Source organism: Mesomycoplasma ovipneumoniae ATCC 29419, assembly GCF_028885435.1.
GTDB lineage: Bacteria > Bacillota_I > Bacilli_A > Mycoplasmatales > Metamycoplasmataceae > Mesomycoplasma > Mesomycoplasma ovipneumoniae.
This window is the reverse complement of the sequence record NZ_CP118522.1, coordinates 743,011-765,973: the sequence shown is the minus strand read 5'-3', so window position 1 is coordinate 765,973 and position 22,963 is coordinate 743,011. Positions and strand designations below refer to the sequence as shown.

Genomic DNA, 22,963 nt, shown 5'->3' with positions numbered 1-22,963 from the left:
AAACTATTTAATATTGTTTGCCGTTGCATTATTAATAAATTTGGAAAAAATTATATAAGAAAACAACGGAACAATTATTGTAAAAAGTGAGCCTGCAGCTTGAATGTTTTGCAAAAATCCAAGGCTACTTTGGCCTGAATACTGAAATCAAGTTGAAATTGTCTGGTATGAACGGTTTGAAAAAATGTAATTTGGTCATAAAAAGTCGTTTCAAGCTTGAATTGTTGTAAAAATAATTAATAAATAATAGGAAATTTTTATTTTTGGAAAAATTATCAATTTAATCTTTAAAAACAGTGATAAATTATCAATTCTTGCAAGTAAAAGTTGCTTTTTGTCAATTTTGTTAATACTTTTATAAAGGTAAAAAAAGTTAAAAAAGGAAAAAATCTGGTTAACTGTGAGTGCAAAAACTGGCGAATTTGTTACTAATTGATTGCTGTTTAGAATTCTTGCAAGGGGAATATAAGTGCTAATTTCTGGAATAAAAGAAATTGCTACAAAAAGAGAAATGAACGTTAATTTCAGTCGTTTTTTTGCCATTCAAAGTCCAAAAGAAGCTAGTGAATACAGGAGAATTCTAAAAAAATTAATGAGCATAATTACAAAAATTGAAGTGGTAATTCCAATTCAAAAATTATCATTAATGGAATTTTTAAAGTTTTCAAGTAAATTTGAGCCTATTTTCAAAGTCAAATTAGGATTATCTTGCAATTCATTAGGCAGCGAAGCATTTACAATTAAATAATATAATGGAAACAGGAAAAAAATAAGTACTATTATTAAAAAGGAAAATAGTAAAAACTGTAGAAAAAAACTATTTAGATTAAATTTTAATGACATTTTTACTCCTTTTATTTTTAATAAGTTTTAACATTTTTTTCCATGTTTTTGGTCTAAAAATAATAAAGGTTGAAAAAACTGCTAAAAGATAAAAGAAAGTCATTAAACTTACGGCAGATTGGAGTCCTGAATTATCGCTTGAAGACAAAATATATGAAGCAAGAGTGTGGCCTCTATTTAGATCCAAATTTATGTCGCCTGTAATAACATTTGGGTATAGCATTGTTGCAAAAATGAAGTTTGTGTAGGCAATGACTAAAAATTGATTACCAATTTCCTTAAAATAAAGGTTAAAAATCTTATCTTTTAGGTTAATTCTGTCAATTTGTAAATTTTTTTGATATTTTGTATGAATGCTCGAAATTGCAAAGAAAAAAAGCACTGAATTAAAAGGGATTGCCCTTCAGAGTTGATAAATTAAATATAGTCAAATTAAATCAATTTTATTGTCTCCGCCGACAAATGAAAAATTTAGATTCAACATTTTTGCAAAGACATTTTTTTGACCAAAAAGGAAAGAAAAAGCAGTCCCAATTGCAAAAGATGAAATGAAAAACTGGGAATAAAGTCCGGTTATTATTAACATTCTAAGAAATTTAATCTTAAGTTTTGAGAGCAAAATTGCAATAATAAATCCTAGAAAAAGTGCAATCGGTGAGCTAATAAAAAATAGTAAAGTGCTGTTTCTTAGGGCGTCATTAAAATTTGATTTTGCAAATAATTCTCTAAAATTGTCAAATCCTAAATGTTTGTTTTGGCCAGATCCGACATTAAAAGAGTTAAATAATGAATCCAGAATTGGGTAGACTGAAAAAATAAAAAGAAAAATAAATAGCGGTCCTATAAGTAAGATTGCTTTTGTATTTTTGTGAAAAAGAACTGTTTTTACGGACTCTTTATTAACTATTAACACGATTTCCGCCTTTGTCAAAAGCAAAAATTTTATCTTTATTATATTCTATTTTTACATTTTCACCTTGAATATCAATAGGACTTATAATTTCAAGGTCGATATTTTTTTCAGTATCATGAATTTGGTAATAAAAATTATCTGCAATATTTTTTTTATAGAAAACTTTTCCATTGGTTGGTTCAGATGTGCTTGAAATTTTAATGTATTTAGAACGGATATAATATTCAATTTCTCCTTGTTTTTCAATAAAATTTATTTCTGGCATTCCAATAAATTTTGCGGCAAAAATAGACTGAGGATTTTCAAAAAGTTCTTCTGGATTAGAATATTGCAAAATTTCCCCTTTATTTAAAAGAATAATTTTGTCACTAATTTTCATTGCATCAGTTTGGTCGTGAGTTACTAAAACGATTGTCATGTTAAATTCTTGTTTGATTTTAAGTAATAATTTAATAGTTGATTCCTTAATTTTTGCATCAAGTGATGAAAAAGGTTCATCCATTAAAACTAAATTATCCCCTTTTATAATTGATTTGGCAAAAGCCACGCGCTGTTGCTGACCCCCACTAATATTTTTGGCTTTTTTTAAAAAAATGTCGTCAATTTCTAAGGCTTTTAACACATTTAGGACTTCTTTTTCGAAATATTTTTTTCTAAATTTTAGGAAAAAAATATAAAATTTTATATTTTTCAATATATAAAAGTAAAATTTGAATTTTTTTATAACCTTTTGTACGCCTAAAGTAGATTTGTTTGAAAGCAAATTTCCGAGAGAGTCGCTAAAATCTTGACTATTTTTATCTTTTTTGAAATTTTCCCAGCTCAATTTTCACACTTTTGAGGTTCATTCAGGCGAATTTTTAGCACTAATCCAAAGATTTTTCTTTACCGAAATTTCTTCATATAAGTTGTTTTTCTGCATTATATAGCCAAAGTTTTTGAATTTTTCATGGTATTCAATACCTGTCTTTACTGGTAAAAAACCCGCTAAAATATTAAGGAAAGTGGACTTTCCTGCACCTGAGGGTCCCAAAATTGTAATAATATTATTTGCTGGTATTTCGAGATCATTAATTTTAAGAAAAGCCTTTTTATCATACGAAAATATAAGGTTTTTAATACTTATAGCAATTGTTAAGTGATTCATATTAAAAAATTTTACCTTTTTTTCAAAATTTTTTTGTAAATGTTGTATAGTTATTTTTATTAAAATTATAAATAACTAATATTTAATTATTGATATTTCTGAAAAAAATTTCATAAAATTAGAAAAAGTGAGAAATATATGAATTTTAAAAAATTTTTTAAACCTTTGTTACTTACCTCACCAAGTCTTTTCTTAATTGCGAGCGCCTGTGGAGTAAGCGAGAATACAATTGATCCAAAAACTCAAGTTGTTATGACAACAAGTCAAGGTCCTTTTTGACCATTAATTTTTGGACTTAATGTTTATGGTAAAAATCAAAAAGGATTAATCCCTTATTACAACCAAAAGTTTAAAGATGATCCTGATTTTGCACCAGTTAGACTTGTTTTGAGTGATGAGTCAAAAGCAGTAACTCAACAACAAACAACCGAAAACATTAAAAAATTACTGGACACAAATTCAGATCAACTTCCATCAATTGTTTTAGGGGATTCTTCAACTGCGAGTGTTTTACAAGAACGTAATCGACTTTTAGAAATAACAAGTGATAAATTGAAGCCAGGAATATTCACTGATCAAATTGTAGGAAAATACAATTCATTTAATTTTGGCGAAAATAAGTTTTATAACATTCCTTTTAACGTAAATGATGTTGATGCACTTGGATTTAACCTTGATAATTTACGGATTATTTTTGACTTAGTAAAAAAAGGTGGCGGAAAAGTTGATGAGTCAGCCGAAATTTACAAAAAAGCACAAGAATCAGCTCAAAAAGGAAACTCGACTCCTGAAAACAGTTTTTTTAGCAATCTTGAAGTAAAATCTGCTGAAATTTTCAAAGATTTAAACGTAAATTATGATACTTTTTCAAATATTGAAGAAGCACTTGAGTTTTCAACTAAATTTATTGACGGTGTAAAATTAAAAGCTGATGCAAAAATTGATGAAAATACAGAAAATGCGTCTATTTTTGATATTGACTATTCAGGTCTAGTTTTCCACAAAAATATTATTTCAAAATCAGGTAAAAAATTCTGAGAAGCAAAAGGTAAAGATTTAACTTTTAATATTGCGACAGATACATCCTTGCAAGATGAATTTAAAAAAACTTACGAAAAATTTACAAAAACTAACAAAAAAATCGAACAAAAAGTAGATCAAAAAACCAAAATTTTGCAAGCATTTCAGTTTAAAAACTTTAAGAAAAAAGACAGCATTGGTGAATGAGGAAGTCATGATATTCTTCAATATCGTACCGTTTTTGGCTATGTTCCTGGAGTTGGAATTAAGCAATCAATTGACACAGCAACAACCCGTAGCTTATTCGCGAAAAGCGCCCCTGAACTTGCCAAAGGTTTTGCAACATTTAATGACGTATTCACAACAAACCAACCATTAAAGTCACGCAAAGATTCTCAATTTTTTGTCTATAACTCAGGTGGATCATCCCTAATTCCAATTAAAACTGACACAGAAAAAATTAATAAAGCAGCAATTAAATTTTTAGAATGACTCTTTACTGGTCAAAATGATATTGACAAACCCGGAACAATGGTCGATAATGCTGATTATTTAATGGAAAATACTGGTTATTTCCTTCCTACAAAAGCGGTTGTAACTCAAGAAAAATTGGAACAAGTAAAGAAAAAATATAAAGAATACTATGATAAAATTGTTGAATTTGAATCTAATAACAAAAAAAGTATTGAACTAGTTGGCGAAGATGCCAAAAAAATCGACTGAAGTTTGTATGAAAAAATGGCAAATCTCAGATCAGTTATAATTTCAATGGAATCAATGCTTAATGCTTTTAAAGAAGATGCATCCAAAGTTAAAATTCTAAGTGATAATGGTAATTTTAGAGAAGCAAAAATTTCGGCAACAATTACAGATTCACTAATTGAATCAACAAAATTCGAAAATAGTAAAGCCGAAACTCCTGAAAAATTACTAACATTAATTAATCAATAAAAACTTAAATTAGCGGTAATTTTAAAAAAAAATAGAAATTCTGCTGTTTGTAAAAACTAAAAATTCGCAAAATTTTTAGTTTTTATTTTTTTTCTTAAAATAATACGCATTTTATATATTTTCCCGAGTTTCTCAGTTTGGTGAGGTAATCTTAAAAAAATTGTCCGGTTTTTAGCTTTTTAACTTTTTTGGCAAAAGTTAATTACCTACTTTAAAACACTGGCAAAATCATAAAAAAATACAACTGCTATTTAAACTCAATGCAAATAGAAAACTCGTTTTTATTTAAACTGAGCCTAAAAAAATATATGAAGTTTTGAAAGAACAATAATTAAAAGCCATAAATTTTAGATTTCTAAACGGGTAAATTTAAGGCATTCCATCATATTTAAAAATATAATGGATAATCCGCACTATCTGATTTTAGTATGGCAAAAAACATAAGTAATTCCTCCTTAATTCTAATATTCATTTATTAATTATTCTTAAGTGAGAGTTATTATAACATAATTTTTTCTTGAACCAAGCATTTTTTTTTTTTTTTTTGCAAAAGGGTAATTTTAAATAATAAAGATTAAGGTTTTAGTGTCAAAAAACACGGATTTACGGGTATTTTTGTGTTTTTATACTCAATAAAAAGTGAATTTTTTCTATCAAACTGTCAAGCTCAGGAAAATTCCAAAAATTTTTAGTTTTTATTTTTTATTTTTTTGTTAAAATAATACGGATTTTATATTTTCAAAGAAGCTTAACGAAGCTTAATATAGTTATTTATAAACGCAAAACATTTTTTTGTTTTGCTTTTTTCACATTCGCTCAAAAAAGTGGTATAATAAAAAATATATTTTAAAAACAAATTTTATTTGTTAAGTGTTGACTTTAAAACTAAAGAAAGGAAAAAAATTTTTAATGCAAAATACGGAAAAATTTTCTAGAACTGTTTTAGGAGATATTTGTCCCTCAGAGTTAGGGGTCGTTGACTGTCATGACCATTTAATTAAAAATTATGGCCCTGAAGCTCATGAACACCCTGATTTTGTGATGCTTTCAAACGAAGCTGCAATTGCCGAATCACTCGAATTTGCAGCTCGTGGCGGGAAAACATTGGTAACAATGGACCCGCCAAATGTTGGTAGAGATGTTTATCGCATGCTCGAAATCGCCCAGGAATTAGCTGGTAAAGTTCATATTATTATGTCCACCGGTTTCCACAAGGCCGCTTTTTATGACAAAGGTGCTTCTTGACTCGCGCTTGTTCCAACTGATGAAATTACCAAAATGGTTGTTGCCGAAATAACCCAAGGAATGGATGAGTATAATTATTCTGGCCCAGTTGTTAAACGTTCCAAGGCAAAAGCGGGAATAATTAAAGCCGGAACAGGTTATGGGGCAATTGATCGTCTTGAGTTAAAATCTTTGGAAGTCGCTGCAAGAGCCTCAATTGAAACCGGTGCGCCAATTTTGGTTCACACCCAACTAGGAACAATGGCTTATGAGGCTGCTAAATATTTAATTGATTTTGGTGCTAATCCGCGTAAAATTCAGCTTTCACACTTAAATAAAAATCCTGACAAGTATTATTATGCAAAAATAATCAAGGAATTAGGTGTAACTTTGTGTTTTGATGGCCCTGATCGTGTTAAGTATTATACTGATGCAACCTTAGCCGAAAACATTAAATATCTAGTTGATCTTGGACTCCAAAAGCATATAACTTTATCACTTGATGCAGGCCGGGTTTTATATCAGAAAAACTACGGAATGCTAAAAGGGAAAATGAGCCATGGATTTGCTTATCTTTTTGATCGGTTTATTCCACTTTTAAGACAAGTTGGTGTTAGTCAGCAAGCAATTGATGATATTTTGATTAACAATCCAGCCGAAATATTGACCTTTGATCAGCCGCGAAAATTTGATCCGTCAATTCTTCCTGAGTACATACTAGAACTCAAAAAAACCTTTAAAATCTAGCGATTTTAAATTCTAACAAAACTATTTTGTTAGTTTAAATTTTTAAAAAAAATTTTTAAGAAAGGAAATAAAATGTCGCTTAGTAAAAAAAATAATAAATTACTTTTTGGCCTACTTATTTTCTTGTTTGTTAACCTTTTAATTATCGGGATCACCCTCGGTGTTCGAATGGGACACAATGGCGAGAGTTTTTCAACTGCTCTTGTTTTCCTTGTTCGAGTGGTTTATCTTGATAACTATTTAAGACAAAATGCACTTTTGCTTGGGTCTTTGGTTTTTGTTGGTTATCTTGTTTTAGGCCGTGGTGGTCGCGATGCATTTCTTGGAGCTCTAAAGACCGCTATTGGAATTTTCCTTTTGTCAATTGGAGCAGGTGGGCTAGTTGGTCTGGCTCGTCCAGTTTTTGATGCAATTGGAGCTATTAAATCCGGTGGTGTTGTTCCGCTTGATCCTTATTTGGGCTGAACTTCTGCTGAGAATTTTCTTCAAACAGGCTTTGGACAAGCAAATAACTTTCTTACCTTAGCATCATTCACCTTCATTGCTGCTTTTATTGTTAATATTTTAATGGTTTTAGCAAAAAGGTTCACTAACACAAATTCAATTGTGATTACCGGACATATTATGCTCCAGCAATCAACAGTTGTAACCGCACTTTTATATATGATTTTATTCCGTTCAATTCCGTTGCTTGATGATGGGGCAATTTCTGCTGGATCTCAAGTCGGACTTGTACTTATTTCAGGTTTATTTTTAGGAATTTACTGGGCAACTTCATCAGTAGCTACCTTAAAAATAACTAACCTTGTTACCCAAAATGCTGGTTTTGCTGTTGGTCACCAACAAATGCTTACTTTATTTACTAGCTACAAAATGGGTCGCTTTTTTGGAAACAAAGAACACAGTGCTGAAAATCGTAAACTTCCTGAATCACTCAAAATTTTTGAAGATAACATTTTCACACAAACAATAATTATTTTACTTCTTTTTGCAGTTTTATTTGCTATAATTATTGGCTACCACGGTATAGAAAATACTCTTAATTCTACTTACAGTGGCTTTGCCGGCGAAGCAGCGAAAATCGGTAGTGCTTGAAATAATAGTACATTCCAAGGCGCAAACTTCGTGTTCCTAATTTTAGGAGGAACACTCAGAATAATTGCTGCCTTAATTGCAATTATAACTGGTGTTAGAATGTTTGTTACTGAATTACAACAGTCATTCCACGGAATTTCTGAGAAAGTAATCCCTGGTGCTGTTGTTGCTATTGACATTGCCGCTACTTATGGATATTCAATTAATGCTGTTACTTACGGATTCCTTGGTGGGGTTCTAGGGCAATTTTTGGCCGTATTTGTCGCAGTCGGACTTGCTGCAATTCCAGGAAATAATTATTCTCTAGTTGCAATTCCACTCTTTATTACACTATTTTTCAACTCAGGAGCAATGGGAGTTTATGCTAATGCATCTGGAGGTTGAAAAGCTGCCTTTATTGTGCCGGCAATTATAGGATTTTTTGAAATTATTGTAATTTCATTTGGTCTAAAACTGGTGCAAAATATTGGCGATGTTGGAATTCCTGTTCTTCAAAATGAGGCTGGAGTTTCTGTTGTTCAAAATCCAGTTACAACCGGATTTTTAGGAATGGGTGACTGAAACCTCTTCTTCGGACTTAGTCTAATTATCGGTCAATTCCACTATGTTTTAGGTTGAATTACTGTTTTTGTTGGAATTATTGGTCTAATTCTTTTAGCCCAAGGTGTTGACTCAACAAAACAAACTAAAAAAACATGACTGCAAAAATTACTGAAAGTCAATGTTGATTTAGTTGAAAAACAAGCCTAATTATTTAGTTTTTGACATTTTTATACTTTTAGTACAAAAAATCTCGGTTCTTGCAAAAACCGAGATTTTTTTATTTGCTTTTTGCAAAATTGTTATATAATTTTAAAATAGTATTAAAAATTATTTTTGTTTGTCTGTTTGTACTAAAAAAAGGAGTAATTATGTCATTAAAAATTGTCGCTGCATGTGGAAATGGAATGGGAACTTCAATGATAATTAAGTTGAAAGTTCAAAAAATAGTAAAGGAATTAGGGGTTGAAGCCTCTGTTGAGGCCCTTTCAATGGGTCAGTCAAAAGGACTAACCAATTCAGTAGATATAATTATCGCCTCAAAACATCTTGTTAGTGAGTTTAACCCAAACCAAAAAGCTAAAATTGTTGGTGTAACTAATTTAATGGACGAAAATGAAATTAAAACTGCACTAAGTCCAGTTCTTGAGCAACTTGTTTAGATTTATCTTTTTTTGATTTAGGAGAAAATCTTATGTCAGTTAATTTACTCACAAATTTAATTGAAAATGATTCAATTTTAATTAATCAAAAAGCCCAAACCTGGCAAGAAGCAATTGCAATCTCATGTCAGCCGCTGATTGAAAAAAACTTAATAAGCCCAAATTATGTCGAGTCGATAGTCAACTCAACAATCGAACACGGTCCTTATTATATATTAGCCCCTTTTTTGGCAATGCCGCATGCTGAGGCTGGAAAAGACGTATTTAAAGACTGTTTTTCACTTGTTGTCTTTGATAAGCCTTTTTATTTCGACCAAGATAGTCGCCCTGTTCAAATTCTAATAACTCTTGGTGCAACAAGCGCTGACATTCACACCGCAGTTGCCCTGCCCCAAATAGTTGCCGCTTTTGAAGATGTTGATAATATTGACAAAATTATTAAAGCTACATCAAAAGAAGAAATAATCGCCATCCTTGAAAAAGTTGATTTTTCAAAATATCTTAATTCATAACATTTTCTTTAAAATTTGAATCTAAAAAGCCCACAAATTCGTGGGTTTTTTATTTTTTAGAGCCTTTATTTATTAGGCCGCAAAATTTGCTGTAAAAAAAAAAAAAAAAAATTCTTGGTCTAAAATAAAATTATGCTATAATAAACAAAACTTAAGAATAATTAATAAATTGATATTAGAATTAAGGGAGGAATTAGTTATGTTTTTTGTCTAATGTGCTTTGATAGCGCGAATTTTTCCATTATATTTTGAAATATGATGGTATGCCGTAAATTTAACCGTTTAGAAATCTATAAATTTAGGGCTTTTAGTTATTGTTCTTTCAAAACTTCATATGTTTTTTTAGGCTCGCTGTAAATAAAAACGAGTTTTCTTTTTACATTGAGTTTAAATAGTAGTTGTATTTTTTTATTGTTTTTGTCAGCGTTTTAACTAAAAAAGGTAGTTTAAACATTTCATAATTTTGCTTTTTAAGTTAAAATTTAGCCTTTTTTAGTTTGATAATAAGTAGATTTTGCATTCATGAGTGGTAGATTTAAAATTTAGTTTTTTTGCTTTGATAGTTATTTTTCCTGAGTTTGCCAAAAAAGTTAAGAAAGTGGCCAAAACCGGACACTTTCTTAAGATTATCTCATTAAACGGGAAACTCGGGATAAAAATTCAACAGCGAACTTTGTGTTTTTATCTTTTAGTTTTTAACTATTTTGTTTAGCTTTTGTAAATAAGTTATCCAGTCTTACTCGCGAGGATTTATCATCACGAAATTGGAAAAATATATTTGGATCTAATGCCTGATTTCTAATAAATAAATCCTCGATTGATTTAGTGTAATCTCTGTTTTTATAACCCTTAAATTGTGTGTCAAGCTTTTTAGTATCTTTTCCACTATTGTCAACTAAGTTAATGTCTTTGCTTTGATCAATTTGTACACCCGCAGCTTTAAGACTGGTTAAGCTAATAATTTGCTTATTTTGCTCATCTACATTGATATATCTATTAATACGGTTTGGCGCTATTCTAATATTTCTTTGGGGTTCAAGTAAATATTTCTGATTTAAAAATTTTTCTGCAAATACTTTTTTACCATTTTTGATTTCATATCGAATTGGATAAGCTTCAATGTGAACGTGCGGTGATCAACCACCATTGTTAGTCATTTGTCCAATTGTACCAAAAGTAGTATTTTTTTCTAATTCTTTTGGGCTAATCGGACTAGCATCTTTTAGATAAGTTGCTATTCTTGAAGTATTTTTATTACCTTGTTCAACTTGTGCTGTTTGACCTAAAAGTGAAAGTGTATTATTGTCTAAGTGGATAAAAAAGAAAACAACAGCATCTACATTACGCAAATATTTGTCCTTAGTTTCTTGGCTAATTTCTAAGTCCTTAACATCAACTTGTAATGCAACGGTAGTTCCAATTCCTTCAGCAGCCCCTTGATTTGGTAAGTAGTAAGCCCCTAGTAATTTTGATTTAGAAAAAGTTTTTAGCGGTAGACCACTTGGTACTAAGACATCTTCACCATAGTGAACGGCCTGAGTTAATTTATTATCAGTATAGAAAGTACGAAATTCTTTGTACCCACCAGAAGTCACAAAAGATTTACTCTCTTCATTAATACTATTACTAATTTCACCAATATTTCTTCTTTCTAATTCAGGTATATAAACTGAAGCATTATAAGGTGAAAAAATTTGATTTTTATTTAATAATGAGGTTGATGAATCAAATAAAGGAACAAATTTTGGCACTCCAATATTAAAATCGTCAATATAAAAATCTTGGAAAATAGAACTTTTTGATTTAAAGCTAATTTTAGCCTTAGTTGTGTATGGAGCTAAACTAGTATCGTTAGTTTTTTCTGAAATATTAATTTTAATATCAAAAAAGCTATTTTGATCAAAATTAGTTACAAAATCATCTTTATTGACATTAGCAAAATCATAGTTTAAAAAACTAATTCCACCTTTGACTTGAACTTTTAGATATTTTTTAAATAGTTGCTGGACTTCCTGTTGATCTAGTTGCTTAAAGTCTTCAATTTTATAGATTTTTTCTGTACTGTAAGCATTTTGTCCACTGCCTGTGGTTGTCACAACAGTTACTAAAATAGATTTTAGATCTTCGCCTAGTCTAGCATCTTTTAGATAATATTGACTTTTAGTATTTTCAGGAATTTCTACCGTAAACAAATCAATATCTTTTAGTTGTTTGTCAAGATATTTAGTTCTAATTAATGTATCAGTATCACCTTTGATTTCTTCTTTCGAATTTAAATTTTCTAGCACACTATAAACAGAAACATTAGCTTTATTTTTATAGTCTATTTTGCTGATCATTTTGGTTTTATTAATATTATCTTGCTTTGATTTATTTGGGGCAAAACCGCTAATTTGTTTATAAATTGTAATAAAATTTTCTCGCTTGTAAGGGTTTTGTTTGTCATCAGCATTATAATATCTAATAGTAATAGGAATATCTAAAATTCTTGTGTCATCATTATTTTCTTGAATTTGATTATAGTTTATTTCATAATAGAAATTATTTAGATCCATATTGATTTGTTTAGCTTTGGATTCTAAGCCTTGTAAATCTAAATTTAATTTGATAAAGCGATTTGCTAATTTATTTTGCTTGAAATTTTTGATTTCCACTTTAGCTTGATCTAAAGTTAAAGTATTATTTTCAACTGTTGGATTAATTATTTCATTGTTAGAATTAAGTTGTTGTAAGTCAGAAATATGCGATACTTGAAAGTCTTGATTAATGTTAATTAATCTGGAGTTAGAATTTTGCACTTGATAAGGCACTTTAGCAAATTCTGCTGTTAAAAATTGATCTAAATTATTAGTTTTAAACAAGTCAATATTAAATTGTGGTTCATAAATTGAATAGTAAGGGTGGTTTTTGTTCAATTCTAAATTAGTAGAACTTGCAAATACATTAGCGTCATTGGTTATTCCACAAGAAACAACAACTGAGACGGACAAAGCAGAAGTTAGTATACCTAAAAATAGTTTTTTGTATTTTTTTCTAAACATTTTCTTTCCTTTGTTAGATTTTATAAATTAAAACTTAAGTTTGAAGAACTGGCAATACCTAAAAATATTAGACTTAAAATTGTAGGTATTAAAATAGTTGTCAGTATGTTAATAATGATTTGTCACAAATAAAGTCTAATACTAAAATTATTAATTTTTCTCACCGCTAAATAAGGTATGATCACTAAAGTTGACCATAAATTAAAATTGATAAAACCGGTATTAGTGTTAATAATAAAGAAAAATAGCAACAAGATAAATAAAACAATCTGATGATCAAATAAAGTTAAATTGGCACTAAAAGGAATTCTTGGAACACTCATTAAAATAAAGACAAATAATGAACCAAAAAAGATCTCTTTTTGTAAATAAGTGCCAATTTTAGGTGCTTTTTCGACCATAACTATTTTGTGAAAATCTTCTTTATATTTTGTTATATTTTTTACCATTTTTGTATATAAAAAGAAGGCCAAATAACCAAAAATAACGCCTAAAATTTGACTGGCAAAAATGTAAAAATAACCTCGATAAAGCAGTGTTCCTGTAAAAGAATTTGTCAGGCCTTTGATAATTGATTCAAATATCACAATTTGTGGTATTAAAAAGGGTTTGATGTCTGAATTTGATAAAAATCCAGAAGTTGCTTGAGCGATAAAAAGTGCTGAAAAAAATGAAAGAGTATAGAGAAAACTTGAAACAAAAATATTTGACTTTAGTTGATGTACAATATGTTTTGATGTCAAAAAGAAAAATATTAAAAGCACTGATCCTAAAAATTCAATAAAGGCAACTCTAGTATTTCAAAAGACAGAAAGCATTTCAAATTTTGTCATTAGCCAACCTTATAAGTTAATCATTTTTCATAAAAAGTGTCTATTTTTATAGACTTTTTTGACTAATTAGTAGATTTTATACTACCGTCAATTGTTCTAGAATTTTATTTGCTTTAGTAATCGTTGAATTTTTAAGCCGAGTATTTTGAACTAATAGATCTTTAATTTTGTTAGAAATTTGTGCTATACTTTTGTTTTTAGTTTTTCAGACAAGTCTAGTATTTTGTGATTTAAGAAAATTCAACATTGATTTCAGCAAAATAATAACTGAATTTGCTAAATTCAGTGTTTTTAAATAAGGATTTCAGTGAATCTTACTACTGCCTGTTTGTTTTACACTGATTCCTTTTTTGTTTTGCTGATAATTAATTTCTTGCAAATATTTTTGCTCTAATTGTTTTAGTTTGCTAAGATTTTCTTGGTTAACCTGAGATTTAACAGCAACAAAATCTTGATCATTTTTCAAGATTTTGTTATAATAGTTTACCAATTGATTTTTTCCTGTTAAAACTTGCATAAGTGGTCTTGGCAAACCTTGAAAAGCTTTAAAAAGGATTTCATCATCATTACTTTGAACTTTACAAGCAACCAAAAAAGACATAGGAGCTAGTCTCATGCTAGAACCTATGGAGGTTTTTAATTTTACTTTCAAATATTCTCCTATTTTTTATTGAGTAAGTAGTAAGCAAATAAAATTATAGCAAAATAATTATGTAAGTATTACTATATTTTTCTATTAAAATTTCATTTTGTGAGCCAAAAAGTATAAAATAATCACTTTTTTAATATTATATATTCTCAAGTTGGCATTTTTTTACCACCAGCAAGAATATTGGCTGTGTAAATCCAGTCTAAAAATTTGATAGTTGCTTTATCAATTTGAGCATCATCAAAATTGCTCTAAAAAAAAAAAAAAAATACTTTTTAAATTTTAAAAATAATGTATAATTACCTTTGAGCTACCTTTTAGGTATGTTATGCTTTGGTTATGTTCAAACCGCTCAAATGAACTTCTCTGACTTTGCAGTTGTAGTTAAAGCAAAAAACTGTACCACCAAAACAATTTTTTTTGGTGGTTTTTCTATTAATTAAGGGGCTTATTTAACGTTTAAAATCTTTTTCAAATAAGCGCCAGTGTAGGATTTTTCTACTTTTGCAACAGCCTCCGGAGTTCCTTTTGCAACGATATTTCCTCCCTCTTGTCCGCCTTCAGGACCTAGGTCAATAATATAATCTGCAACTTTAATTACATCCAAGTTGTGCTCTATAATCACGACGCTATCGCCATTATCCACTATTCTATCAAGTACTTTAATTAAATTTGCAACGTCATAATTATGCAGCCCCGTTGTTGGCTCATCAAGAACAAAAAGTGACTTTCCTGTTGGTTTTTTCTGTAAAAATGTCGCTAATTTAATTCTTTGAGCCTCGCCGCCTGAAAGTGTTGTGGCTGACTGACCTAGTTTTATATACCCAAGACCAACGTCAACCAAAGTTTGCAATTTTGAAACAATTTTCGGCCAGTTATGAAAAAACTCAAGTGCTGCTGAGACTGTTAATTCGAGAATATCTGCGATAGTTTTACCGTGAAAACGAATTTGCAGAACATCAGGTTTATACCTTTTTCCTTGACAGTTATCACATAAAACATATATATCGGGCATAAAATGCATTTCAATTTTTATTTGCCCATCGCCTTGACACTTATCGCACCTTCCGGATTGTAAGTTAAAAGAGAATTTTGACTTAGAAAATCCAAGCGATCTTGCTTGCTCGGTGTTTGCGAAAATCTCGCGAATATCATCAAAAACAGATGTATATGTTGCTGGATTTGAGCGAGGTGTCCTTCCAATTGGACTTTGATTGACAGCAACTAACTTGTCAATATTAAAAAGTCCCCTAATTTCATCACATTTTCCAACTCGAATATTTGTTGCACCAAGATGTTTTGCAATCCCATTAACCAAAATTTGATTTACTAACGTTGATTTACCTGAACCTGATACCCCTGTTATAACGACAAATTTACCTAAAGGAATGTTTATACTGATTTTTTTTAAATTATTTTCTCTTGCTTTTTCGATAATTATAAATTTACCATTGCCACTGCGACGTTTTTTAGGAACTGGAATTGCTAATTTATTAGTTAAAAATTGCCCTGTAATCGATTTTGGTTCGTTTTCAATGTCCTCAAGTTTTCCGGCAGCAACTAAATATCCACCGTTTTCACCAGCATTAGCACCTATATCAACTAAATAATCAGCAGCTAAAATAGTCTCAAGATCATGTTCTACAACAATTAAACTGTTTCCAATTTCAACCATTTTTTTCAAAGTTGCAATTAATCTGTCATTATCCTTTTGATGCAATCCAATTGAAGGTTCATCAAGAACATAAAGTACCCCAGTTAATTGTGATCCTACTTGACTTGCAAGTCGAATTCTTTGCGATTCTCCTCCAGAAAGTGTTGCCGCTGACCTACTTAAATTCAAATATGAAAGTCCAACATTATCTAAAAAAGAAAGCCGATCGCGAATTTCTGAAAGAATTAATTTAGAAACTTGTTGATCAAAATCAGATAAATTTAGATTTTTAAAAAACTCAATTAGATTTTTAATAGAAAGCTGCGATAATTCAAAAATATTGTAATTTTCAATTTTTACTGCAAGAGCATAATTATTTAGTCTAGCGCCTTGACATGTACTGCACAAAAATTCAGACATCATTTTCTTAAATCAAAGGCGAAGATCTTCACTAGTTGTGTCCCAAAATTTACGCTGAATTCGACTTAAAATACCTTCAATTGGCCGAAAATAATCATATCTTTTTCCACTTTCGGAAACTAATGAGTAATTTATTGATTCTTTTGAGCCATAATTGATAATTTCAAGCTCTTTTTTAGTAAGTTCGTGGATTTTTTTATCAGGTGAAATTTCAAAATACTCAAGCAAAATTTGCAACTCTTGCCATTCTAATGATTTTGTATTTATCGATTTTCCAAAGTATTTTATCGCACCTTGATTAATAGACAAATTTTTATCAGGAACAACAAGATCAAAATCAGCCTCTAAATTTGTCCCTAATCCTTTGCAAGTTTTGCACATCCCATAAGGTGAATTGAATGAAAAAAGTCGATTTTCTAGACTCGGCATTTCAAAATCACCAAAGGGACAAGCCTGTAATTTTGAAAATCTAACTACTTCAGAATCATCGAACTCGCAAAGCGCAATTCCTTTTCCCATTTGAAAAGCCAGTTCAAGTGAAGATTGAAGTCTAGTTTCTTCATCATCATCAAGAACAAATCTATCAATAATAACAGAAATTGTGTGTCTTTGTTTTGGATCAAGGTTAATTTCATCTGCAAGATAATATGTAACATCATTAATTTTAAGTCGCAAAAAACCTTGATTTTTAAGATTTTCAATTAAATTTCGGTGTGATCCGCGCTCAGATTGGACAACCGGAGCCATAATCACAATTCTAGTGCCTTTTGGCCTTGATAAAATCGAATTTAAAATATTAACAATTTTTTGAGGAACAATTTCAGCTTTATGATTAGGACAAAAAGGCTTACCGATTTTGGCAAACAAAAGCCGAAAATAGTCATAAATTTCGGTAATTGTTCCAACAGTTGAACGGGGATTGTTGTGACTTGTTTTTTGCTCAACAGAAATTGTTGGCAAAAGTCCGTAAATAGCTTCAACTTTTGGTTTTTTAGTTCCGCCTAAAAATTGCCTGGCATATGAACTCAAAGAGTCTATATAACGTCGTTTTCCTTCTTCATAAATCGTATTAAAGGCTAAAGATGACTTTCCTGATCCTGAAACCCCAGTAAAGACAACTAATTTATTTTTAGGAATTACAAGGTCAAAATTCTTTAAATTGTTTTCACTTGCACCTTTGATGTAAATAAAATTATGCGTGTCTTTATTTTTTAACATTTCTTAATTGCTTTCTGTTGTTTGTTTAGGTTTTGAATTTTCAGGTTTGCCAATTTTATCATTCAAATTTTGGCTTTTATAATTTTTTCTGGCTGCCATTGGCTTTTTATTAAAAGTTGCTTGCGTAGAATCGGGGCTTTTAGGGTAAAAAACCGGGCACATTTTAGCGTTGTTAAAGCGAACAGTTTGCTTTTTAACAAAATTTTGATTTAAATTTTTACTGTTTTTATTAATTTTTTTATTATTATAATTTAAGTTTTCAAAATTATCACTATCAGCATTTTTTGAAAAAGCAACAGGATTTTCCTTTATATTTTTTGCAAAAAATTGTTTAGAATTTGGTGTATTTTGATTTTTTCTAAATTTTGGCTGAATATTTTTAGTGTTTAAATTATCCCCAGAATTGGCTGAATTTGCTATCAAATAATCAGGTTTTTTTCGTATAATCCGCGGTTTTTTATTTTGAGAAGACTCACTGTTAGCAAAAGTTTTTTCCTGATTTGAGCTAGCTTGAGCCTCATTTTTCACAAAATTTTGTGAATTTAATGCTCTTTTTACTGTTTTATTTGGGATATTTTTTTGACTTGGTTGGCTTAATTTCTCATCTGTGCTTTTTGCGATATTATAATAATTTAGATTTTTTTTGCTTAAATTATTAGGTTTAACAGCTGTTTTTTCGCTAGAATTCGCATTTTTTTGTGAATTTAAGCTAGGAGACTTATTATTTGCACTTGGTTTTGCAACTTTTTTGTCAACTGTGGTCGCCAATTTTGTCTGCTCTGGTTTATAGTCAACAAATTTTTCTGCTTCTTTTTGTTCATAATTTGCTAAAAAATCAAATTTTTCGTCAACAAAAATAAATTTTGACAAAATAACCGGATTTCAACGTTTTGACCGATGGAAATATGCACCTAATCTATTTTTTAAAAGTTGCTTTAATTGTGGCATCGATCAATTTGGATCTTTTTGCACAAAAAAGCGAATTGATGAATAACTAATTCGCCTAATATCAGCAATAATTGGACTTCCTGTTCGAATAGAAAAGACACCTTTTGTAATAATCGAAATTCTACCTTTAATTTCATTATTTTTTTTATCAAAAGGAACAAAAATAAAAACAACACCGTTTTCACGCATGTATTGACGCTCATTTATAATCCGCGAATTATCACGGGAAATTGTATCTCCGTCAATATAAATAGGCTCACATGGAATTTTTCTCTTGGTTTTGCGAACTTCTTGATTAACAATTTCAAAAACTTCGCCATTATCCGGGATTATCACATTTTTTGGACTGACTCCAGATTCAATTGCTGTCTGCGAGTGAGCAAGCGCCATTCGGTATTCGCCATGATAAGGGAAAAAATATTTTGGTTTTGTCAGTTGGAAAATTTTTTCATGCTCAGATTTATAAGCATGTCCTGAAGTATGAAGATAACCATCAGGCCCGTTTTCTTTAATAATTGCCCCTAATTTATAAAGTCGATTAATTAAATGCTCAATTTTAATTTTGTTTCCTGGAATTGGCGATGAAGAAAAAATGACCATATCACGAGGTTCAATACTGATTTTAGGGTGTTTTTTGTTTGACATTCGATCAAGAGCAGCTAGTTGTTCACCTTGGGATCCTGTTGTTAAAATTAGCATCTGATTTTCTTCAACACCTGATAAATTTTTACCAAGAAAAGCCTCATCAGGAGCATTAATATAGCCAGAACGCCGACCGATATTAATTCCATTTACCATTGATCTTCCAAAGACAAGAATTTTCTTATCTAATTTAATTCCAATTTCAATTAGCGCCTTAATTCTTGTTAAGTTTGAGGCAAATGCCGTAATAATAATTTTTCGACTTGCAGCACGCATGTGCATTTCAATATCAGCAAGAATGTCCCGTTCAGAGGGCGAGTGGTTTGGCCGCATTGCATTAGTTGAATCTGAAAAAAGTACTGTGAGATTGTTCTTCCCGATTTGTTTTAGTTTATCAAAATCTGTGTAATTTCCAATTGGCGTATAGTCAAAACGAAAATCACCAGTACACATAATTGAGCCATGTTTTGAAGTTACCCGAACACCAAAGGCATCAGGAATTGAGTGCTGAGCTGTTCAAAAGTCAACTTTAAAACTTTGAAAATGATAGACATCGTCCTTTTTTATTTCAACAAATTCAATTTCCCTTTTAATTTTATGGTCAACAAATTTGGCTTTTAAATATTCAATTGCAATTTTTGGGGCAAAAATTTTTTTAATTGGAACTTCTTGAACAAGATAGACAATTCCGCCGATATGATCTTCATGGCCATGGGTGATAAAAATACCGCGAATTTTTGCTTGATTTTTTAAAAGATATTGGTAATTTGGCACCATTCCTTTGATTCCTGTTGAAAAAAGGTTAGCAAATTTAATACCAGCATCAATAATTACAATATCATAATTATCTTCAATTACAAGGGTTGATTTCCCGATTTCTTGCATTCCGCCAAGACCAAAAAAACGCGTTGGGTTAGTAGTTAGTGACATATTTTTCCTGTCATAATTATCAAATATTATATTTTTTAAAAGATAATAAATTCTAAATTTATAAAAATGAATTATTTATTATAAAAATGATTTTCAAACTAACAATAATTTTTAGTCCAACTGCTAGACTAAAAATTGGATTGACTTCATTTGAATTTAAATAAAAACAAATTTTAACAAAATTTTAGTTTTTTCTAAAATTTACTTTTTACAAACACGAATTAGACCTTGATTTTCAAATCCAATTAGAAATTCGTTAGAATAAAATGATAAATTATCCAAAATTTGCTCACGAACATGTCCTAAACCAACGCCACAAATTAGATTTATACATTTTTTATTGGATTTTTTAAATTCAAACATTAAATTTTCAACAATTGCTACTGTTTTTTGAGTGTCTAAACCGTGAAAGTCAAAACTTATTTTATCATCAAAATCAAAATTTGAAAAAATATTATTTTTTTGACTTTGAGTTAAATCTAATATTTGATCCCATTCAGCAAAGTGAATTTCTTTTGATTTCTTTTTAATTTTCATTTTAAGATAATTAGTTTGACTGTTTTAATTTAAGGTGTTCTTAAATTAACTAAAATTTAATTATACCACATTTTTAATTTTTTTATTCAATTTGTAAAATTTGCCTATTTTTAAATATGTGTTAAAATTATTTTGTTATGGAAGTAAAGAAAAACAATGAAATAAAAGTCAAATTAATTAATAAAGAAACACTAACATACCAACTTCTAGAGGATGCCAAAAAAGGTGATTGATTTTCCCTTGTAAGTGAAGTACAAAATTATATAGAAGATCAAACAAAAAAGAAATTAAGCGAATATACTAAACAAATTCGCAACGATATTTATGCAAATGATCCTGAAATTAAAAAAATAAAAGATGAAAATTCTAAACTTAATGCGGAAATTGAAAAATGAAAATCCCAAAATGATAAGGTAAAATCGGATTTAAGTTTAAAACATTCGGAAGAAATTGGTCAAAAAGATATTACAATTGCTGAAATGCAAGGAAAAATTGATCAACTGCTAGAAAAAATTGATGGTATGGAAAAATACCAAGATAGCACTATTAATAGTGCTATTAAAGAAAAAGAGGCGAAATTTTTATCTGTTCAATCTAAAGAATACGAACAATTTAAGCAAGATACTGAGAAAAAATGGCTAGAACAAATAGCTGAAGTGCGTGAAAAAACAACCGCTGATGTAAAAGCAGGATTTGAACATTCCCTTAACGAAAAAGATACCAAAATAAATGACCTAGAAGAGGAATTAAATAAATATAAATACAAAAATATTAGTTCAAAACAAATAGGAGAAAATCTTGAAAACTGAATTTTAGAAAGGTACAGAGATGTTTTCCCTTTTGGTAAAGACGACAATGATTCAGTTGTTGTTGAACTAAAAAAAGATACCGTAAATATTAAGGATGAACCAGGAGAAAAAGCAACAAAATCCGACTTTATTTTTACAATTAATGATCAAAGTCGCAATGTTGAAACAAAAATCATTTTAGAAGCAAAATCTGAATCAAAAGAAAAATCTGGAAAACAAAAAAACAAAGATTTTTTCAAAAAAATTGAGGCAGACCGTATAAAGAAAAAAGCTAGCTATGCAATTTTAGTAACAGAACTCGAGCCTGAGAAATACTTCACAATTGATGTTGCCCCTAATTATGAAAAAATTTTCATTTGCCGCCCACATTTTTATTTAGCACTTTTAATGCTTTTAAAATCAATAATTCTAAAAGAAAATAAATTAGAGATTCAAAGCCAAAGTCTTGAAGAAACAAGTAAAATCATTCAAAAGTTTGATGAATGAAAAGAAAAAACACTAAAAGCATCAATAAATAAAATTAACACTAAAGCAGAAAGAAGTAGATCATTAGCAGAAAGAATTATCAAAGATGCTGGCGAAATTCAAGAGAACCTTAATAAAATTGTCAATGACTATTTAAATAACTTAACACAAAAAATTGATGCATTTAAAATTACTAAAATAACCGAAAAAATTGACAAAATTAATAAAAATAACCCCAATTTATAATTTAAAAACCTATTAGTTAGTACCAATTTTGAATCCATGTAGTTAAAATATTTTTTTTTTTTTTTTTATATAGCAATTAAAAAATATGTTATAATGTGTTATAGCTATTTCTATAAATACCTTGAAATAGCTATAACATAAATGGGGGTGACTCTGGTTTTGACAATTAAAAAAATTTTTTGGATGCAGTGGTTTGGTAGACCATAATACCATGTAAATCTAAACGCAAAAGATTCAATTAAAGCTAAAGACGATGCAACATTTAATTTCGCAATGATGAATACCCAATTAAATTTTGCAACACTTTAATTCATAATAAAACCTATCAGTTTTTTATTTCAATAATATAAATAACATAATATATCTTCCTTAATTCAATATATTAAGTTTTCCCTGTAAATACTAAAATAATTAGTAAATATTTGTTTTTGGTTTTCAAATACATTTTAAAATACAGGACTATTTAACTCCTTTGATTTATTAATTCTTATTCTTTAATTCTTATTCTTTAATTCTTATTCTTAATTCTTATTCTTTTTATTAATATATTCTTTAATTCTTATTCTTTTTTATAAATTATTATATTTTTATACCTTTATAATTAGATTTTTTAGTTTAAACTGTCGACTCCACTAAATTATTTTAATTGGATCGGGGTTCGAATCCCCGCACCTCCACCATATGAAAAAACTCCGTTAGCCGCGGAGTTTTTTCATATCAAAAAAATAATTTAAAATATTTGATGAATTAGTATATTAATGTTTGACACAATCAAAACGGTGTGCCAAAATAAACAATAAAAATCAAGGGTTAAAAAAACTAAATACATCAAAATTGCTGAATTTAAAGGTTAAAAATCCGAATTTTGCATTTTTCAGACAAATTTAGACATGTATATGACAATAATTTAATAAGAA

General features: G+C 29.3%; 15 protein-coding genes. 6 read left to right on the top strand and 9 right to left on the bottom strand.

The window, feature by feature from the left end; genetic code table 4:
• Positions 1-3: 3 nt before the first annotated feature.
• From PWA39_RS02745 to PWA39_RS02735, 3 genes are read right to left on the bottom strand one after another with little or no spacing between them, the layout of a single operon-like run.
• Positions 4-843 carry an ABC transporter permease family protein gene (locus tag PWA39_RS02745; protein WP_069099489.1) on the bottom strand — a complete coding sequence of 280 codons (840 nt, stop codon included), beginning with the start codon at positions 841-843 and terminating at the stop codon, positions 4-6.
• On the bottom strand, positions 827-1,756 hold the full coding sequence (locus PWA39_RS02740; protein ID WP_240534032.1) for a carbohydrate ABC transporter permease: 930 nt from the start codon (positions 1,754-1,756) through the stop codon (positions 827-829). The genes PWA39_RS02745 and PWA39_RS02740 overlap by 17 nt, the downstream gene beginning before the upstream one ends.
• Positions 1,743-2,903, bottom strand: a complete 1,161-nt coding sequence (locus tag PWA39_RS02735) for an ATP-binding cassette domain-containing protein (RefSeq protein ID WP_069099491.1) — start codon at positions 2,901-2,903, stop codon at positions 1,743-1,745. The genes PWA39_RS02740 and PWA39_RS02735 overlap by 14 nt, the downstream gene beginning before the upstream one ends.
• A gap of 138 nt (positions 2,904-3,041) precedes the next feature.
• Between PWA39_RS02735 and PWA39_RS02730 the strand changes: the two genes are divergently transcribed.
• From PWA39_RS02730 to PWA39_RS02710, 5 genes are all read left to right on the top strand, one after another.
• Positions 3,042-4,874 carry a P68 family surface lipoprotein gene (locus tag PWA39_RS02730; protein WP_075949631.1) on the top strand — a complete coding sequence of 611 codons (1,833 nt, stop codon included), beginning with the start codon at positions 3,042-3,044 and terminating at the stop codon, positions 4,872-4,874.
• 909 nt (positions 4,875-5,783) lie between these two features.
• A complete protein-coding gene (locus PWA39_RS02725) occupies positions 5,784-6,845 on the top strand; it encodes a phospho-furanose lactonase (protein WP_069099493.1) in 1,062 nt (353 codons plus the stop codon).
• Positions 6,846-6,917: 72 nt separating this feature from the next.
• Positions 6,918-8,690, top strand: coding sequence for a PTS ascorbate transporter subunit IIC (locus PWA39_RS02720; protein WP_069099494.1), 1,773 nt, complete (start codon positions 6,918-6,920; stop codon positions 8,688-8,690).
• Positions 8,691-8,851: 161 nt separating this feature from the next.
• Positions 8,852-9,142 carry a PTS sugar transporter subunit IIB gene (locus tag PWA39_RS02715; protein WP_069099495.1) on the top strand — a complete coding sequence of 97 codons (291 nt, stop codon included), beginning with the start codon at positions 8,852-8,854 and terminating at the stop codon, positions 9,140-9,142.
• 32 nt (positions 9,143-9,174) lie between these two features.
• Positions 9,175-9,654, top strand: a complete 480-nt coding sequence (locus PWA39_RS02710) for a PTS sugar transporter subunit IIA (protein ID WP_069099496.1) — start codon at positions 9,175-9,177, stop codon at positions 9,652-9,654.
• Between the two features lie 695 nt (positions 9,655-10,349).
• On the opposite strand, the gene PWA39_RS02705 is transcribed toward PWA39_RS02710, so the two are convergent.
• The 6 genes from PWA39_RS02705 to PWA39_RS02680 form a co-directional block, all read right to left on the bottom strand.
• On the bottom strand, positions 10,350-12,695 hold the full coding sequence (locus tag PWA39_RS02705; protein ID WP_069099498.1) for an MSC_0775 family lipoprotein: 2,346 nt from the start codon (positions 12,693-12,695) through the stop codon (positions 10,350-10,352).
• 20 nt (positions 12,696-12,715) lie between these two features.
• Complete coding sequence (locus PWA39_RS02700; RefSeq protein WP_069099499.1) at positions 12,716-13,528, bottom strand: MAG4940 family membrane protein; 813 nt, start codon at positions 13,526-13,528, stop codon at positions 12,716-12,718.
• Positions 13,529-13,604: 76 nt separating this feature from the next.
• Entirely contained in the window at positions 13,605-14,180 is a 576-nt protein-coding gene (locus PWA39_RS02695) for a hypothetical protein (protein ID WP_124983455.1), read from the bottom strand.
• A 445-nt stretch (positions 14,181-14,625) separates the two neighbouring features.
• Complete coding sequence (gene uvrA / locus PWA39_RS02690) at positions 14,626-17,469, bottom strand: excinuclease ABC subunit UvrA (RefSeq protein ID WP_069099501.1); 2,844 nt, start codon at positions 17,467-17,469, stop codon at positions 14,626-14,628.
• 3 nt (positions 17,470-17,472) lie between these two features.
• The gene (locus PWA39_RS02685) at positions 17,473-19,989 is read right to left on the bottom strand and encodes an RNase J family beta-CASP ribonuclease (RefSeq protein ID WP_069099502.1); all 2,517 of its coding nucleotides are present in this window, start codon (positions 19,987-19,989) and stop codon (positions 17,473-17,475) included.
• Between the two features lie 201 nt (positions 19,990-20,190).
• Entirely contained in the window at positions 20,191-20,526 is a 336-nt protein-coding gene (locus PWA39_RS02680; protein WP_044283941.1) for a hypothetical protein, read from the bottom strand.
• Between the two features lie 137 nt (positions 20,527-20,663).
• On the opposite strand from PWA39_RS02680, the gene PWA39_RS02675 reads away from it, so the two are divergent.
• On the top strand, positions 20,664-22,046 hold the full coding sequence (locus PWA39_RS02675; protein WP_069099503.1) for a DUF2130 domain-containing protein: 1,383 nt from the start codon (positions 20,664-20,666) through the stop codon (positions 22,044-22,046).
• Positions 22,047-22,963: the final 917 nt, after the last annotated feature.